At 70.5% G+C, this 16077-nt stretch carries 15 protein-coding genes; 3 read left to right on the forward strand and 12 right to left on the reverse strand.

Going from position 1 to position 16077, the window contains the following annotated elements; genetic code table 11:
- Positions 1-53: 53 nt before the first annotated feature.
- Positions 54-797: a TetR/AcrR family transcriptional regulator gene (locus ACZ67T_RS17460; protein ID WP_469984869.1), complete on the reverse strand. Its 744-nt coding sequence runs from the start codon at positions 795-797 to the stop codon at positions 54-56.
- Between the two features lie 61 nt (positions 798-858).
- On the opposite strand from ACZ67T_RS17460, the gene ACZ67T_RS17465 reads away from it, so the two are divergent.
- Positions 859-2283 (forward strand): hypothetical protein, encoded by a 1425-nt coding sequence (locus tag ACZ67T_RS17465; RefSeq protein WP_469984871.1) that lies wholly within the window; start codon positions 859-861, stop codon positions 2281-2283.
- A 122-nt stretch (positions 2284-2405) separates the two neighbouring features.
- On the opposite strand, the gene ACZ67T_RS17470 is transcribed toward ACZ67T_RS17465, so the two are convergent.
- Both ACZ67T_RS17470 and ACZ67T_RS17475 read right to left on the reverse strand, forming a co-directional pair.
- Positions 2406-5186 carry a SpoIIE family protein phosphatase gene (locus ACZ67T_RS17470; protein ID WP_469984873.1) on the reverse strand — a complete coding sequence of 927 codons (2781 nt, stop codon included), beginning with the start codon at positions 5184-5186 and terminating at the stop codon, positions 2406-2408.
- A 108-nt stretch (positions 5187-5294) separates the two neighbouring features.
- Complete coding sequence (locus ACZ67T_RS17475) at positions 5295-5726, reverse strand: PPOX class F420-dependent oxidoreductase (protein ID WP_469984874.1); 432 nt, start codon at positions 5724-5726, stop codon at positions 5295-5297.
- A gap of 140 nt (positions 5727-5866) precedes the next feature.
- On the opposite strand from ACZ67T_RS17475, the gene ACZ67T_RS17480 reads away from it, so the two are divergent.
- Positions 5867-6376 carry a hypothetical protein gene (locus tag ACZ67T_RS17480; protein ID WP_469984876.1) on the forward strand — a complete coding sequence of 170 codons (510 nt, stop codon included), beginning with the start codon at positions 5867-5869 and terminating at the stop codon, positions 6374-6376.
- Positions 6377-6398: 22 nt separating this feature from the next.
- On the opposite strand, the gene ACZ67T_RS17485 is transcribed toward ACZ67T_RS17480, so the two are convergent.
- The 3 genes from ACZ67T_RS17485 to ACZ67T_RS17495 all read right to left on the reverse strand — a co-directional run bounded on the left by ACZ67T_RS17485 (position 6399) and on the right by ACZ67T_RS17495 (position 7956).
- Positions 6399-6752 carry a DUF1330 domain-containing protein gene (locus ACZ67T_RS17485; protein WP_469984877.1) on the reverse strand — a complete coding sequence of 118 codons (354 nt, stop codon included), beginning with the start codon at positions 6750-6752 and terminating at the stop codon, positions 6399-6401.
- 143 nt (positions 6753-6895) lie between these two features.
- Positions 6896-7432, reverse strand: coding sequence for an NUDIX hydrolase family protein (locus tag ACZ67T_RS17490; RefSeq protein WP_100593395.1), 537 nt, complete (start codon positions 7430-7432; stop codon positions 6896-6898).
- Between the two features lie 86 nt (positions 7433-7518).
- Positions 7519-7956 carry a nitroreductase family deazaflavin-dependent oxidoreductase gene (locus tag ACZ67T_RS17495; protein WP_469984879.1) on the reverse strand — a complete coding sequence of 146 codons (438 nt, stop codon included), beginning with the start codon at positions 7954-7956 and terminating at the stop codon, positions 7519-7521.
- 146 nt (positions 7957-8102) lie between these two features.
- Between ACZ67T_RS17495 and ACZ67T_RS17500 the strand changes: the two genes are divergently transcribed.
- Complete coding sequence (locus ACZ67T_RS17500; RefSeq protein ID WP_469984881.1) at positions 8103-8570, forward strand: nuclear transport factor 2 family protein; 468 nt, start codon at positions 8103-8105, stop codon at positions 8568-8570.
- Between the two features lie 795 nt (positions 8571-9365).
- Here the strand turns inward: ACZ67T_RS17500 and ACZ67T_RS17505 are convergent.
- The 6 genes from ACZ67T_RS17505 to ACZ67T_RS17530 form a co-directional block, all read right to left on the reverse strand.
- Positions 9366-9869, reverse strand: coding sequence for a GNAT family N-acetyltransferase (locus ACZ67T_RS17505; RefSeq protein WP_469984883.1), 504 nt, complete (start codon positions 9867-9869; stop codon positions 9366-9368).
- Between the two features lie 121 nt (positions 9870-9990).
- Positions 9991-11991: a hypothetical protein gene (locus ACZ67T_RS17510; protein ID WP_469984884.1), complete on the reverse strand. Its 2001-nt coding sequence runs from the start codon at positions 11989-11991 to the stop codon at positions 9991-9993.
- A 248-nt stretch (positions 11992-12239) separates the two neighbouring features.
- Complete coding sequence (locus ACZ67T_RS17515; protein ID WP_469984886.1) at positions 12240-13070, reverse strand: oxidoreductase; 831 nt, start codon at positions 13068-13070, stop codon at positions 12240-12242.
- Between the two features lie 130 nt (positions 13071-13200).
- The gene (locus ACZ67T_RS17520; protein ID WP_469984887.1) at positions 13201-13764 is read right to left on the reverse strand and encodes a winged helix-turn-helix domain-containing protein; all 564 of its coding nucleotides are present in this window, start codon (positions 13762-13764) and stop codon (positions 13201-13203) included.
- Between the two features lie 361 nt (positions 13765-14125).
- On the reverse strand, positions 14126-14485 hold the full coding sequence (locus ACZ67T_RS17525) for a 2Fe-2S iron-sulfur cluster-binding protein (RefSeq protein WP_469985017.1): 360 nt from the start codon (positions 14483-14485) through the stop codon (positions 14126-14128).
- On the reverse strand, positions 14482-15705 hold the full coding sequence (locus tag ACZ67T_RS17530) for a cytochrome P450 family protein (RefSeq protein ID WP_469984889.1): 1224 nt from the start codon (positions 15703-15705) through the stop codon (positions 14482-14484). The genes ACZ67T_RS17525 and ACZ67T_RS17530 overlap by 4 nt, the downstream gene beginning before the upstream one ends.
- Positions 15706-16077 lie beyond the last annotated feature (372 nt).

Below are 16077 nucleotides of genomic sequence, written 5' to 3' on the forward strand. Positions count from 1 at the left end.
ACGTCGTGCGCCGCCGCACCCGTCCACCGGAGCACCCGACCTCACCGGACCTCTCACTCCTGCGGGTCCGGCAGACGCGCCTCGATACCGTCGAGCAGGAACGTCAGGCTGAGTGCGAACTGCTCGTCCATATCGGGCCCGGACGGTTCCTTCATCCAGCGCGCCAGCAGTTCGTGCCCGCCCTGCTGCGCCACTCCCCTGACCCCGTTGACCGCCGCGGCCAGCTGTTCGGGGGTGTCGATTCCCATGCGGCGGCGCATGGCGTGCTCCTCGGCCTCCTGCTGTGCTCCGCCGAAGACATGGCGGTCGAGCAGGGCGGCGTACGCGACGGCCTCCCCCAATGCTGCGCCGCGCCCCACAAGCACACGCAGCTGGAACTCGGTGCGGCGCAGCATATGGGGACCCAGCGGCGGGCGGGTCGGAACGAGCTGTGCGAACCACAGGTGCCTCTTCGCCATGGCCCAGCTCTCCGTCGCGATCCCTCGCAGGTCCGCGCGCCAGTCGGGGCCCGGATCCGCCGGCACGGGGATCTCCGCGGTGGCGGCGTCGAGCATCAGGTCGACGAGTCCGTCCTTGCTCATCACGTGGCGGTACAGCGCCATCGGCGTGTACGGCCCGAGGCGTCGGGCAACCGCGGCCATGGTCAGGGCCTCCGCTCCGCCTTCGTCGGCGACCGCCGTCGCGGCCCGCACGATGTCGTCCCGCTCCAGCGGACTCTGCCTGCGCTTCGGCGGCTCCGCACGGGTCCAGATCAAGGGCGCGCCGAAGCCTCCGGCCGCCGTCTGCTCGTCCTCCATGGTTGTAGTTTATGACATCAGCTAGAGTTTATGACGTAAACGTAAGCGTGAGGAGTACACCATGGACCCGACCACCGCGCCCGCCGGGATCCGGCTCGGCATCGTCCGGGGGATCAGCTACGGCATGTTCGGCAAGCCGGATCCCTTCGTCCCGCAGATCCGGGCACTGGGCGGTTCGCTGGTGCGTGTCTACGTCTACTGGGGACAGGTCGAGCCGGAACCCGGCAGCTACGACTGGACCGTGGTGGACGCGATCCTCGACCAGCTGGACCCGGCCGACGAGGCATGGATCACGGTGTGTTCGAGCTCGCCCTGGGCCACGCGGAACCCTTCGGTCTTCCTGCCGTCGTCCCCGGCACATGACAACGCGCGGTACGCGCGCTTCGTGAGCCACCTGGTGACCCGCTGCAGGGGCCGTATCGACTACTGGCAGTGCAACAACGAACCGAGCAACACGGGTCTCCTCTGGGACGGCACCGCGCCCGAGTACGTCGAGCAGCTGACGGCCTTCACCCGTGCGGTGCGTGATGCCGACCCCTGCGCGCGGATCGTCCTCGGCGGCTGCGGCTACGACGTCCTGTCGAGCCCGCCCGGCAGCGCGGAGCGCGCCTTCTTCGACCATGTGGTGGAGCACGGCCGCGACGCGTTCGACCTCTTCTCCGTGCACCTCTACGGCGACCCGCACGACATCCCGGATCATGTGGAGTCCGTGCGCGCGATGATGCGCCGGCACGGCTACGAACGGCCTGTGGTGGCCGGTGAGTACAACGGACCGACCCTGTTCGAGTTCCCCGAGGCCCAGGCCGCGTTCCAGCAGGAGATGATGGCGGCGTTCGCGTCCCCCGTCACCGGCGCGGAGGCGGAGCCGCCGGACCGCGGCACCATGCGGGCGCTGTACGCCCGGGAGGCCGAACTCCCCGACTCGCTGCGGATGTTCCTGGAGGACTGCCCTGCGGAACTCGCCGCGCGCAGGGACCGGATCAACTGCCGCCAGGTCGTGACACGCAACATTCTCGCCCTGGCCGCCGACGTGTCCCGCACCGTCTGCTGGAACCTCGCGCCCGAGATCCCCGGCTACCACGACCGGCTGAACATGATGGGGTTCCTGTTCGGCAAGCTCGCACTGCTCGACTACGACGGACCGGAGCTGACCTCACGTCACCCTTCGGCCGACGCGTTCGGCCGCCTGGCCGGTCATCTGGACGGCGCCGACGGCGTGCGCCGCCTCGCGGTCGGGGCAAGTCCGGACCTGTACGTCTTCGAGGTGTCGCGGCCCGGGCGCGGCCCCCTGGAGGTCGTGTGGACAGCGGGGGACGTGCTCACCGGCGAGGACGAACCGCCCACGCCGATCGAACGTCCGTGGCCTCATGCGGAGGTTCACGCCGTGGACGCGTTCGGGTTCGCCGTACCGGTGACGCGTGACGGGCCGCTCGTCCGCTTTCCCGTGTCCGTGACCCCCGTGTTCCTGTCGGCCGATCCTGTGTAGTCGGTGAACGGCCTGTTTGGCGCGGCCGCGCTCTCGCTGCCGTCGCCGGCTCGGCGTTCTCGCCCCCACGGGCACCGACCGATCGAGCACCACCAGGGCATGACGCCGGACGCGGCGCCCCGTCAGATCTCCGGTTCGACCCACTGATCCAAGAAGTCGTCGCCGAGGTCCGGTGCGGGTTCCGGCTCTCCGGCGTGCGGAGACAGCTCGGCCCAGATCACCTTGCCGCGCGGCGGATAGCGCGTGCCCCAGCGTTCGGCGTAGTGGGCGACGAGGAACAGCCCTCGTCCGCCCTCGTCGGTGGTGGCGGCCCGGCGCAGATGGGGTGCCGTGCTGCTGCCGTCGGAGATCTCGCAGATCAGGGTGCGGTCGTACAGCATGCGGACCTTGATGGGCTGCGTGCCGTAGCGGACGGCGTTGGTGATCAGTTCGCTGAGGATGAGCTCGGCTGTGAACGCGATCCCGTCGAGACCCCAGTCGTCGAGCCGGCGCAGACACGCGGAGCGTACGGGGGCGACGGCCGCCGGATCGGAGGGCACGTCCCATTCGGCGACCCGGCTGGGGTCGAGCAGCCGGGTGCTGGCCACCATCAGGGCGACGTCGTCGTCGGGCCGTTCCGGCATCACGGCGTCGAGGACGTCCGTGCAGGTCTCCTGCGGTGTGCGGTTCGCTCCGTCGGCCAGCGCGGCGCGCAACAGCTCGATGCCGGTGTCGAAGTCGCGGTGCCGGCCCTCGATCAGGCCGTCGGTGTACAGCACGAGTTGGGAGCCTTCGGGCAGGAGCAGTTCGAGAGTCTCCATCGGCATGCCGTCACCGAGTCCGAGGGGCGGGGACACGGGTACGTCGAGGAAGGTGACGGTGCCGTCGGGACGGACCACCGCCGGCCCGGGGTGGCCGGACGAGGCCACCGTCACATGTCCGGTGACCGCGTCGTAGATCGCGTACAGGCAGGTCGCCCCGACGATGCCCACGCTGTCGCCCTCACGCGCCACGTCGGCGTCGATGCGGGCGACCTGTTCGTCGAGGTGGCTCAGGAGTTCGTCGGGGGCCAGGTCGAGGGAGGAGAAGTTGTGGACTGCGGTGCGCAGTTGCCCCATGGTGGCCGCCGCGCGCACGCCGTGCCCGACGACGTCGCCGACGACGAGGGCGACCCGGGCGCCGGGCAGCGGGATGAGGTCGAACCAGTCGCCGCCGACCCCCGCTTCGGCAGGCAGGTACCGATAGGCGACCTGGAGCGCGGACTGCTCGGGGAGCGCGCCCGGCAGGAGGCTGCGTTGCAGGGTGACGGCCATGGCGTGTTCGCGGGTGAAGCGGCGGGCGTTGTCGATCGCCACGGCGGCGCGGGCCGCCAGCTCCTCGGCGGTCGACAGGTCGTCGGGCTCGAAGGGCCCGGTGCTCTCCATGCGCCAGAAGTCCGCCAGGCCGAGCACGACGCCGCGTGCGCGCAGGGGCACGCTGATCAGGGAGCGGACGCCGTGTTCCAGAATCCGCCTGGCGCGCTCGGGGTCCTGAGTCCGCCAGTCGCCGACCGCGCTCAGATCACTCTCGAGTACCGCACAGCCATGGCTCATGGACACGGCCATCGGCGTCGCGGGTGCGTACCGGATCAGCTCGCCCACGGGATAGAACACGTCCTTGCGCGAGATGCCCGTGACGGCCGCGCGCCGCATTTCGGTGGTGTCGCCGCTGGGCTCGCCGCCCCCTATGACGCCGTCCAGGAGCTCTACGGTGACGACGTCCGCGAAGCGGGGGACGGCGACATCGGCCAGTTCCTCCGCGGTGCGAATGACGTCCAGCGTCGTGCCGATGCGTATGCCCGCGTCGTAGAGGAGTTGCAGGCGTTCCCTGGCCGACTGCGCCTTGCCCGCGAGTGCCCGCAGTTCGGTGGAGTCCCGCAGCGTCACCGCGTTGCCGGCGGGACCGCCGTACAGGGCCGTCGGCCGTACGTTCACCGCGAGCAGGCGGTCGCCCGCGCGGTGCACCTCGTCGGTCACGACCTTTTCGGCGACGAGGAGTTCGGCCATGTGCGGGGCGAGGCCGAGGTCCGCGACGTTGCGTCCTTCCGCACCCGGAGGCAGCCCGAGGAGCCGTTTCGCCTCGTCGTTGGCGAGCAGCAGGCAGCCGTCCCCGCTGGTGATGAGCACGCCTTCCTTCACCGCGTGCAGAACCGCGTCGTGGTGCTCGTACATCCGCGACAGCTCGGCGGGGTCCAGGCCGTGGGTCTGGCGCCGCACCCTCTTGCTCACGAGAACCGACCCGGCCGTCACGACGAGTAGCGCGCCCGCGGCGGACCCCAGCAGCAGGGGCAGTCTGCCCGACACCCCGGCGTTCACGTTCTCCACGGTGATCCCGACGCTGACGAGGCCGACGACGGAGCCGTCGGTGTCGGTGACCGGGGCGGTCGTGTTCACGGCGCGGCCGACGGATGTGTTGAAGGTGCTGGTGGTCGTACGGCCGGCGAGCGCGGGCGCGAACGAGCCGATCACGTGCTTGCCGATCAGGCTCGGGTCGGGGTGGGACCAGCGGATGCCCGTCGGGCTGAACGTCACGACGTAGTCGACACCGGTCGTCTTGCGGACCGCTTCCGCGCTGGGCTGGAGTGCGGCGCTCGGGTCGGCGGACTTCATGGCGCTCAGCGTCCCCGGGGCGCGGGCGAACGCCTCGGCGGTCGCGACCGAGCGCTGCGCGGCCTCCCGCATGGACGAGTCCCTGGCCTGGAGCACGAGCGCCGTCCCGGCCGCGACAACGAGCAGCACGGTCAGTATCAGCTGCAGCAGAAACACCTGGCCTGCGACGCTGTGCACGCTGACAAGGGAGCGGAGGCCCTGTCCCCAGGAGGGCCGCGGCTCCCCGAAGACGGTTCCCTCCTGGCGGGCGGCAGGCCGCCCGAGGGACTGCGTCATATCCCCTTTGTAACACTGTGCGTAATCAGGGGCGAAGCGCCGGCCGGAGGACCGCCGCGGGCAGCGCCGGCGGCGAGTTCCCTCACGAGGAGTGACCCGGCGAACGCGTCAGCCTGCCTGTGACCCGTAGACGCGCTCGACTGTCATCGTCATGAGCACCCTGCGGTCCCTCACCATCACCGACCGGTACTCGTCCCAGTCGGGGTGCTCGCCGGATGCCGAGCGGTAATAGCTCACGAGGGCCTCCACCTCGGGGCCGTGCGGGTCCGTTCCCGGTCCGACGAGCGTCACCGGGCCCTCGGCCGTGGCCCACGACCAGCCGTCGGCGCTGGTGACTTCCAGGGCGGCGCGCGGGTCACGGCGCAGATTCGCCGTCTTGGCGCGTCCCTCGGTCATAGAGACGTAGAGGAGGCCGGCCTCTTCGTCGTAGAAGGGCATGACAGGGGAGAGCTGAGGCAGGCCGTCCGACTTGATCGTGGCGAGGACACCGAGTCGGCTCTGGGCGAGCAGCGTGCGCGGGCTGAACGACGTGTCGGTCATATACGGGTCAAGTCCCGATCTGACGCCGCTATTCCCCCTGGACACACGCTCATCGCATCGCAGGGCCGGGGTCCCGCAGTCCCGCGGCTCACGGATGGGAGACTGGTCTGCCATGTGGTTTCGAGGGGATGGACGGGATCATGCGACGCCGTCAGGTGACGACGCACATCGTGACACTGGTCATGGCGGTGACCGCGACAGCGGCCGCGACGGGCTGCACCCGCCTTCTCGACGACAAGGGCCCGCTGCCGTCACGGTCCGCGGAACCGCGGCTGTCGGCGGACACGGCGGTGCGCGAGCTGACGTCCGCGCTTGCGGCGGAGGGCGTCAGGCTCGATCGGGCACCCCAGGATCAGATCGTGATCGAGTGCACCGAGCGGCTGACGGGCCGTAGTGAACAGGCCAAGGCCGGCACGGCCCTGAAGTCCGGTTTCGCCCGTGCCCGTTCCGACCACGGCTGGAGGACCGGCCCTGACATCGGCGGCGCCACCCTCACCCTGCGCAAGGGCAACTGGACGGCGGCGGCCACCCTCCTGCCCGCGACGGCGGCGTCCGCCACGACGCCGGTCACGGTCATCGTCAACCTCGTGTGCGACGGCGCCCGCTCGAAGTCCGGGACAGGCGCCTCGCCGACCCCGACCGCGTCCTGAGGGTGACGCTCTCGGGCCTCGGCTATTCGCCCGGCCGTGCCGCCTCCGCACGCAGTTTCGCGGCCCGTTCGGTCGGGTCGTAGTCCGGTCCGACGCCCTCGATCAGCAGCAGATCGCCCTCGATGTGGTCGGTCCGCAGCCGCAGAATGTCCTGGTACGGGGGCGAGTTGTACCAGGCACGCGCCTCGGCGAGGCCGGGGAACTCGATCAGCACCATGCTGCCCGGCCAGCTCCCCTCGACCACTTCGGCGGGCGGGCCGTGGATGACGAAGCGGCCCTCGAAGGGGTCGAGCGTGGCCTGGATGCGCTCCAGGTACTCGATGATGTCGGCGTGATGCCGGCGGCTGCGCAGATGCGCGAAGCCATAGGCGGGCACGGTCGGGCTCCCTCGTTCGGGTCCTCGCGGCGCAAAGACGAGGACCCGAACGTAGACCGGGGGCGGTTGAGCGGTCGATTACCTCTGAGGTAGTTGCCAGGGAGCCGCCGCGGCGTTCACGGGACAACCGCCTGGACCATGGTTCAGGAAAGGGCCCCCACGTGCGCGAGGGCCTGCTTCAGGAGGACGCCGTGCCCGCCCGGCATCTCGTTCTGGACCATCTGCGACGAAGCCTCCTCCGGGGTGAACCAGACCAGGTCGAGTGCGTCCTGCCGGGGCCGGCAGTCACCGCTCACAGGGACGATGTACGCGAGCGACACGGCATGCTGGCGCGGGTCGTGGAACGGCGTGACGCCGAGCGTCGGGAAGTACTCGGCCACAGTGAAAGGCTGCAGGGACGCCGGCACGCGCGGCAGGGCGACCGGGCCGAGGTCCTTCTCCAGATGGCGCAGCAGCGCGTCACGGACGCGTTCGTGGTGCAGCACCCGGCCGGAGACGAAGGAGCGGCTGACCGTCCCGTCCCGCCCGATGCGCAACAGCAGTCCGATGTGGGTGACTTCACCATTGTTGTCGACTCGCACCGGTACGGCTTCGACGTACAGGATCGGCATGCGGGCGCGCGCCAGTTCAAGATCGTCGGAGGTGAGCCAGCCGGGCGTGGTTTCGGTCGTATCAGACATTGGGCGATCGTACTTTCAACGTCTGCCCGCTCATGCACGCCGCTCCCGGCAACACTCCGATCGGGGGCGGACGGTCCTACACGAATTCAGGCAAAGGGAACCAGGTGGAACACCGGGTGCCGCGCCGACTCCGCGGCGAACTCCTCGTCGGTCGCATCGGGCGTCACGTCGAAGTAGGCCCGGGTGACCGGCACTTCCCGCAGGTACTGCCGCAGTACGGGGACGCTTTCCTCGGGGCCGAGTTCGACCACGCGCAGGTTCTGCGACCGGCCGCCTCGGCTCAGGCCGACCTCGCCGGCGGCGCGCGCGTTGCGTACCCAGTTGCTGACCCCGTACGCGGCGACGAGCCAGCGCTCACCGCCCGCCGACATCACGTCGACCGGGGTGGAGTACGAGCGTCCCGACTTCCTGCCCTTCACGGTCAGGATGTAGCGGTAGCCCTTGCCGATCCCCAGCCGGGTCATGGTCGCGAACACCCCGTTGACCGCGCGTGTGCCGAGTCCGACACGGTAGGACTTCGCCATGCGCCCCTCCTCCGCTTCCGGCCTGCCGTGCTCGATCCTGTCCTGAGCGAACGAGCCCTGATCGGACGCGCCCTGGTCGCCCACGTACCGAAAGCCTACGTTCTCCTGTTGTAACAGCCCCAGTTGACCATTCGAAGGCAGGCAACATGTCCGCACGCCCACCCCTCCCTCCCTTCACCCGCGAGACTGCGATCGAGAAGGTACGCCTCGCCGAGGACGGCTGGAACAGCCGCTCCCCGCAGAAGGTCGCCCTGGCCTACAGCAAGGACTCACGCTGGCGCAATCGCGCGGAGTTCATCACCGGCCGGGACGCGATCGTGGAGTTCCTGTCGCGCAAGTGGAACCGGGAGCTGGACTACCGGCTCATCAAGGAGCTGTGGGCCTTCGACGGCCACCGCATCGCGGTCCGCTTCGCCTACGAATGGCATGACGACTCCGGCCACTGGTTCCGTTCGTACGGCAACGAGAACTGGGAGTTCGACGACGACGGCCTGATGCGCACCCGCCACGCGAGCATCAACGACCTGCCCATCGAGGAGTCCGAGCGCAAGTATCGCTGGCCGCTCGGGCGCCGCCCCGACGACCACCCGGGCCTCACCGATCTCGGTCTGTGACCACGGCGCTATGCCGCGCGCCGGGATGTGACGGCGTAGCACCCCGCCGTCACGGGGATGGGACGGCGTAGCACCCCGCCGTCACGGGGATGGGACGGCGGGGGCTGCCACGTCGAGCGTGACTGTTCAAGTTTCACAGACTCGGGACGCGATCGGAACCACGCCTCGAGAACGGATGGACACACGCGGCTACGAAGGCCGGCACCCAACTGCCCATCCCAGTCCGACCGTTGGCCGTGTCCGACTCGTGGCGCCGGTGACAGCGGGCCACGCGCTCGGCTGCCGCAACGTGCGGCCGAGCCAGCGGTGGCGGGGGTGGGCCGACAGGTACAGCAGCACACGGTCTCGCCCTCGCGCCACCTGACGCCGGCGACCCGGGATCGGCGAGGAGGCCGACGGCGGACTCCGCCGAGTGGGCGGCGAGGCAGAGACCCAGTGATCCGGTTCAGTGGGGCACCGCTGTCACGGCAGCGCCGTCCCGGGCCGGCTCGCGGACGGTCGGCGCGAGGCGCCGCGGCTCGGTCGGCGTGTGCGGGGCAGAGTTCTGATCGCCGGCTTCCTGGACCGCCTCCTATCCTGGGGACGGTCCGCGGCCCGGGGCGCGTACGAGCCTGCTGGCGTGGTCCAAGTCCTGCTCGTCGGGGACCCGTTGGCGAGTGCCCCTCACGTGCCGGAGGCGGTGATGGGCGGCCTCGCGGTACGTGCGAAGTGGTCCGCGAGACCGCCCGGGTGCGCCGTCCTGTCAGGGCGCCCATCGCCGACCGTACGCACAAGGTCGTCGCCCGGCGCCCTGAGTTACGCCGTCCGGGATCCTCCGGGCGCGGCCTGCTGAGCCAGGTCCAGCTCCCCGACCACCTGGTCTTCGCTCATCTCACCGGTCAGCCGGAACCCGAGCCCTAGGTAGAACCCCTCCGGACCGCTCGCGCCGGGGTGCCAGGTGACCGTGAGGCGGGTTCCGCCGCGGCGCCGGATCTCCTCGGCCACGGACTCGACCGCGAAGCGGCCGTACCCCCGCCCCTGTTCACCGGCCGCGATGTTCAGGCGCCAGAGTCCGGAGCGCACGTCGTTGCCCGTGCCGTCCCCGGCGAAATCGATGTCGAGGAAGGCCATAAGGAAGCCGACGGCCCTGCCGCCGTCCGTGATCAGCCGGGGCCAGGCGACACCGGGATGCACGTAGGCCTCGGCGAGGGACTTCATCACGGGGGCGACCAGGTGTTCCTGGTCCGGCCGGACCTTGAGGGCTGTCGCCGTCTCGAAGTTGGCCGGGGTGATGGCCTCCAGGCGAGGCTTCGTCGTCATGCCTGCACCCTCTGCGCCCCAGGAGGGCGGATCAAGTGCTTTTCGGCGACGTATGGCGGACGCGCCGTGGGGCGGGCGGCCTCCGGTCATGCCACGGCTCCCCGTTCGCGGGGCATGTGGCTCACCAGGCCAGCATCAGCCAGGCCCGATGCGGCAGTTCCGTCTCGGCCGTGATGCCTTCCGCGCCGTGGGACACACTCGCCGGTTCCGGGGTCTTCAGCGGGTCGAGGCGGACCGACGAGGCCGCGTCGGGTGGCGTGGAGAAGTCGACGTGGGGCAGCGCGGGATCGAAGCTGCCATTGGCTATGGCGAGTCGCGTCACCCCGTCCTGGTGGGACAGGTGCGGGATCAGGTGCGGTCCGCCGCTGACCAACGGCAGCGTCGGGGCCCGTCCCTCCAGGAATCTGATGACGGCGTGCAGGACGCGCTGCCCGAAGTCGTCGCGCGGCAGGTCCGCGGGGTCGGTGGCGGCGAGTACGGCGACGCGACCTCCGAGCTCGTTCACGTATCCGCAGCTGCCGGCGCCCCACGCGTCCTCCCCCGGCGTGAGGATGTGCGTCCACACCACGGCGTCCGGATGCGGGCACAGACGGGCCAGCGCGGGCTGTGTGTTGACGCTCAGCAGCGTGCCGACGAGGTCGGACTCGGGGTGGTGGGTGATCTGTTCGAAGCTGAACGGGTCTGTCGTCTGCGCGTCCTCGCGGTCGACGACCTCGGTGACCTGGACACCGAGCAGGTCGCCGAATCCGCGCTGGGTCAGCACGTCGGCCGCGATCCCGTCGAGCAGCAGCCCGCCCGTGAGCATCTCCCGGATCTCGTCGTCGTCGAACGCCCAGGCCAGTGTGCCGAAGACGGCCTGGACCGGAGCCTTCGAGGCGGTGACCGGGATGCCGTAGCGCAGCAGGAAGTCGGCTGCCCCGCGCGGGCCGGTGCGCAGCTCCTCCAGGGTGCCGGTCCGAGTGCGGGCGCGGGCCGCCGCGTCGTGCCGGTACGGCAGCCCCACCCCGAGTGTCCGGGCCTGCTTGCTGTGGCGCCCCGAGATCCAGTCGAGGGCCGGGCGTGAGCGGCGCAGCAGCTGAGCCGTGCCGGGGAAGCGGTCGGGGCGGCCGGCCTGCATGGGGTGCACATTGAGGAACAGCGCGTCCGCGCCCGACAGTTGGGCCGTCGTCATCTCGGACCAGGTCTGCACGTCGGACTTCGACCAGGTGGTGTGCGGCCAGTTCTCGATCTCCGGCTCGGACTCGACCCAGTCGGGCCGCAGCGCGCGCTGGGATTCCAGGAGCCACATCTGGCTGCTGAGGGAGCGCGGGGCGCTGTCGCTGTACGGGGCGAAGTGCGGGCGGTGCGTGGCCCGGCCCTGGACGGCGAGGGCCTGGAACAGCGTCGGCCAGTCGCGGCCCTCGACGGAGTGGACCTCGGGCAGCGAACTCATCAGCCCGAGCCGGGAACGGCCCGCCGAACGTTCCTCGACGACCTCGCTGAGCCGCTCGGCGATCTCCGTCTGGACCGTGCGCCAGACCTGCTGGAGCAGGGCGCGCCACGGGTGCGGCGGGCCGGGTTCCGTGATCGCCCGCACGACCTCGTCGCGGGTCACGGGACGGCCGACGAGACCGGCCAGCCGGTCCAGGACGGGGGTCTCGAAACCCCCGCCCCAGTCCAGCGGGGCGTGGTTGTGGTAGCGGAAGTCGTCCTCCAGCCACAGCACGCGGAAGCCGAGTCCGGCGAAGCGTCCGTAGTGGGCGTACAGCCATTCCTGCCAGCGAGGGCAGGTGAACGAGGCTTGCGCGGCGGCGGTTCTGCCGGTGGGCGAGACCATCGGCAGGAAGCCGTGGGCGTCCTTGCGGCCGCGGTCCGCGTGGCCGGCCGTCACCCACGGATTGAGGCTGACGTCGAGTCCTGCGTCGCGCAGGATCTCGCTGACGGCGGCCGTGGTCTCGTACCAGCGGTCTTCGGCCTCACCGACGACATGGCCGTCGAACACTTCCTCCGCGGCCAGCAGCAGAACGACTTCGTCGACCCCTGCCTCCTGGCAGGCCCCGGCCAGGGCGGTGGCATGCGCGACCACCTCGGCCGGGTCCTTGCGGGGAGGAAGCTGGAACCGCAGGTGGTAGCGCGCCGGCAACGGGACTCTCCTTGTACGAGTGTGTACGAGGGCAGGCGCGGGCCGGTGGTTTCGCCGGCCCACCGCCCTGTCCGCCCATGCAGCTCCGAATCGTGACGAGGAGAGCTGATGCGGGGGACTGACGATCTGCGGACGAAGGAAAGCTATCTGCTTGAAATTGCTCGGTCAATGGAACTTTTGCGCAACTTCAAGCAGAACCTTTTGCGCAACTTCAAGCAGCACCCCGAAACGGGTCCTGGCTCCCTGCGTCACGCCAGGTCCGTCGACATGGCCAGGGCTCGGTTCCGTTCGAGTTCGCGGGCGACGAGGTCGAGCTTGGCCTCGACGCGGGCCACGGCGTCGGCGCCGAGCAGGAGGCGGAGCGGGGGTTCGGGGGTCCCGGCCAGGCCGACGACGGCGGCTGCCGCTTTGGCGGGGTCTCCGGGCTGGCGGTGATTGACGTCCGCGAGGGCTTTGCGAGTGGCGCCGGCAGTGGGCGCGTAGTCGTCGATCATGTGGGGCTCGGTGTAGAGACTCGACGCGTCGAGGAAGTCGGTGCGGAAGCCGCCGGGTTCGACGACGGTGACGTGGACGCCCAAGGGGGCGAGTTCGCCGTGCAGAGCCTCGGTGATGGCTTCGACGGCGAACTTCGTCGCGCCGTACAGGCCGACGCCGGGAGCGGTGGCGAAACCGCCGACCGAGCCGATGTTGATCACGTGGCCCGACCGCTGTTCCCGGAGCGTGGGCAGCACGGCCCGCAGAGTGGCGAGCACCCCGAAGACGTTGATGTCGAACGCGTCGCGCACGGCCGCGTCCGAGACCTCTTCCACCGCCCCGAGGAGGCCGCGCCCCGCGTTGTTGACCAGGACGTCGATGCGGCCGAAGCGCGCGAGCGCGGCATCGACCGCGGTGCGTATCGTCGCCTCCTCGGTGACGTCCAGGTCGACGGCGAGCAGGGCGTCGGACGCGTCCGGGAAGGCACGGCGCACAGCCTCGGCGTCGCGCGCGGTGGCGACGACCTCATGCCCTCGCGCCAGCGCCTCCCGCGCGATCTCCGCTCCCAGGCCGCGCGAGGCGCCGGTGATGAACCAAACAGACATGTCTCCTGCTTTCGTGAGCGTGACTGACTGCGTGTGTGCCATAGGGATGACCCGGGTCGCGGGTGCCGTCCGCGCTGTACGTGGATGCGGCTTGCGAATGCCGCTTACGGATGCGACATGCGGATGCGGTTCACGGGCGACCCGGTACGGCACGGGCGAAGGTGAAGACCGTTTCCCGTTCCTGGCCGTCGTCGGGGAGTTCCCGGTCGGCCCACCTGTCCATGACTTCCACGATCTCGTCCTTGAACTGGGCGAGTTCGGCATCGGTCATCCGCAGCCACACCTCGGCGACAAAGGGGCCGAGCGGCCAGCGCTGCTGCTCGGACTGGGGCTGATCGGCCCAGCGGCGCACCTGGTTGACCTGCCGCTCGAGGTTGAGGGACTCGGCGGCCTGCGCGACGGCCTCCCCCGCCGCGTCGTCGGCGAAGTCGACGGAAGACCACAGGAGCTTCGGCGTGGTGCGTCGCCACCACCGTTCCCGGCGGTCGCGGGCGAGTTCGGGGGCCTCCTCGATCAGCCCCGCGGCGGCCAGCGCCTTCAGGTGGTGACTGACATTGCCGACGGCTTCGCCCGTCGACTGCGACAGTGCGCTGGCGGTGGAAGGGCCGTCGAGCTTGAGCAGGTCGAGCAGACGGCGACGGACCGGGTGGGCCATCGCCGCCAGTACCCGGGAATCGGTGATCGGAGGGGCCATACGGGCGACACTACTTACACAAGAGCTCTTGTGCAATGGTTCTTGTGGGACTGTCTCAGCCACGGTGGAACAGGTCCTGCGGATCTACGCGCACCCAGCCCTGCCGTGTGGTGGGCGGGCGCGGTACCTCCCGGTGCAGGGCGCGCCATTGATGCACGAGCGCGTCGTAAATGGGCGTCGGCGAGGCGGCCCCGCCCGTGCCCAGCGGGGCAGCGTGACGCGGTCGGGGCGCAGGAACGCTTTTGCGCGGGTCGTTCATGCGCTGACCAACGACCGCGCCCTCTCCTGGCCACGCCATTGGCGAAGGATCTTTCCCAGGACACACATCCGAGCGGCAACGGATCGTCGCGCCGTCGCTCCGTCACCTGTCGCGCCTGACCGTCGGTCCGGCGCTCCGCGACCCGTCGAGCGCGAGCCTCCGCCCGGCGCTCCGCGGCACGCACCGCAGCATCGCCCGGCTCTCGGCGCGTTCCTGTTCGGTGAGCAGGTCGTCGTGGTGTTCGGGCGTACCGGCCAGGACAGGCATTTCACAGGTGCCGCAGGTCCCCTGGCGGCAGCTGCTCAGGGTGCGTACGCCGACGCGGTCGAGGGCGTCGCGGATGGACTCGTCCGGAGCGACCGTGCCGAGGCGGCCGTCACCTGCCTCGGCCTCGGATGCGCGCGGTGGCCGGCTGAGCCTGCGGAGCTCCGGCCGCCGCGCGCATCCGCGGCCCCGGGTCAGTCCTTCGCCAGCCTCATGGGAATCGCCTTCAGGCCTCCCACGATGAAGCCGCCCGCCGGTTCCAACGCCTCGGCGGGCACAGCGAGTTCCAGGTCGGGGAAGCGCTCGAAGAGGGCCGGCAGGGCGATCGCGGCTTCCATACGGGCCAGGGGTGCGCCCAGGCAGCGGTGGACTCCGTGGCCGAAGCTGAGGTGTTCTGCGCTCGGGCGGCGTGCGTCGTACTGGTCGGCGGTGTCCCCATGCTGCCGCGGATCGCGCCCGGTGGCCGCGAACGACGCCAGAATCGGCTCGCCCTTGCGGATGGTGGGGCCGTCGGGGATCTCGATGTCCTCGACGGCGAACCGGAGCGGAAGGTTGACGACGCTGGGGGCCCAGCGGAGGGTCTCCTCGATCACGTCGTTCCAGGAGAGCTTGCCCGCACGGACCAGTTCGAGCTGCTCCGGGTGCGTGAGCAGGGCGTGAACGGCGTTGCCTATGAGGTTGACCGTGGTCTCGTGGCCGGCGACGAGGACGAGCAGGAGGGTGTCTATGAGCTCCTGCTCGGTCATCCGTTGGCCTTCCTCGTCCCGGGCGGCGACCAGCACACTGGTCAGGTCCGACGCGGGTTCCTCGCGCTTCAGCGCGGCCAGCCCCTTCAGCAGCGCCTGGATCTCGACGAACGCGGCGCCCGCCTCCTGAGGGTCGACGGAGGTCATGATGATCTCGGAAAGCCGGGCCAGTTCGGCGCGGGTGTCGCCCTCGGGGATACCGAAGAGCTCGCAGATGACCTGCATCGGCAGCCGGTGCGTGAAGCTCTCGCGGAGGTCGACCACGGATCCCCGGGGCGCCGTGGCGAGTTCGTCCAGGAGGGCGGCGGTGATGCGCTCGACCGAGGGCAGCATGGCGTCGGTGCGGCGGGCCGTGAACGCCGGTGCGATGAGCTTGCGCAGCCGTCGGTGGTCGCTCCCGTAGGCAGTGAACATGTTGTTCACGCCGACCCACGTGGCCAGCCAGGACTCGTGGTACTCGCCGCGCTGCCACGCGGGCCAGTGCAGGTTGGGGTCCTTGGACACGCGTGGGTCGGTCAGCAGGTCCTTGAGCAGGCTGTGGCTGGTGATGGCCCATGCCTCGGGGCCGTCGGGGAGCTGGACGAGCGTCGCCGGGCCCGAGGCGCGCAGCCGCGCGGCCTCGGCATGGACGTCGGTGCCGGCCGGGTCGATGGCGACGGGTTGCGGTCCCATGAAGTGGCTCCTGCCTGGTCGGGATCTCGGGGTCGGAGGATGCCGCGCCCCGCGGCGCGAGAGCCCTGAGGAACCTATCCAAGATCATTTCGACTGTCGGGCAGGGATGGCCGGTTCGATGCGGCCGGGCCGCGGTCGCCGGTCGCTCGACAGCGGTTCCGGCCGGGCGGGCGCGCGCGGCACCCCTGAGTGAACCGGTCCTCAACGGGTCACGTCTTGGCCGAAAGTCAACGGCTCGACGGACGGTCAACAACCGTATAGGCACGGCCGAGTTGGCGCGGTGGGCGGACCGGAGACACCTGCCCGCGGGCGCGTGCGGGAGGCGCAGGAGCTGCTGGGGCCGAGCGACGACACCGTCGAGCGGATCGCGGC

The sequence above is a fragment of the Streptomyces sp. NPDC107517 genome (genome assembly GCF_055582645.1).

Excerpts from the sequence above, each read along its gene's own strand:
- ACZ67T_RS17490 (WP_100593395.1), bottom strand. The coding sequence starts at position 7,432 with ATGTCTGATACGACCGAAACCACGCCCGGCTGGCTCACCTCCGACGAT.
- ACZ67T_RS17495 (WP_469984879.1), bottom strand. The coding sequence starts at position 7,956 with ATGGCGAAGTCCTACCGTGTCGGACTCGGCACACGCGCGGTCAACGGG.
- ACZ67T_RS17475 (WP_469984874.1), bottom strand. The coding sequence starts at position 5,726 with ATGACCGACACGTCGTTCAGCCCGCGCACGCTGCTCGCCCAGAGCCGA.
- ACZ67T_RS17460 (WP_469984869.1), bottom strand. The coding sequence starts at position 797 with ATGGAGGACGAGCAGACGGCGGCCGGAGGCTTCGGCGCGCCCTTGATC.
- ACZ67T_RS17470 (WP_469984873.1), bottom strand. The coding sequence starts at position 5,186 with ATGACGCAGTCCCTCGGGCGGCCTGCCGCCCGCCAGGAGGGAACCGTC.
- ACZ67T_RS17465 (WP_469984871.1), top strand. The coding sequence starts at position 859 with ATGGACCCGACCACCGCGCCCGCCGGGATCCGGCTCGGCATCGTCCGG.
- ACZ67T_RS17505 (WP_469984883.1), bottom strand. The coding sequence starts at position 9,869 with ATGACGACGAAGCCTCGCCTGGAGGCCATCACCCCGGCCAACTTCGAG.
- ACZ67T_RS17530 (WP_469984889.1), bottom strand. The coding sequence starts at position 15,705 with ATGGGACCGCAACCCGTCGCCATCGACCCGGCCGGCACCGACGTCCAT.
- ACZ67T_RS17520 (WP_469984887.1), bottom strand. The coding sequence starts at position 13,764 with ATGGCCCCTCCGATCACCGATTCCCGGGTACTGGCGGCGATGGCCCAC.
- ACZ67T_RS17515 (WP_469984886.1), bottom strand. The coding sequence starts at position 13,070 with ATGTCTGTTTGGTTCATCACCGGCGCCTCGCGCGGCCTGGGAGCGGAG.
- ACZ67T_RS17480 (WP_469984876.1), top strand. The coding sequence starts at position 5,867 with ATGCGACGCCGTCAGGTGACGACGCACATCGTGACACTGGTCATGGCG.
- ACZ67T_RS17500 (WP_469984881.1), top strand. The coding sequence starts at position 8,103 with ATGTCCGCACGCCCACCCCTCCCTCCCTTCACCCGCGAGACTGCGATC.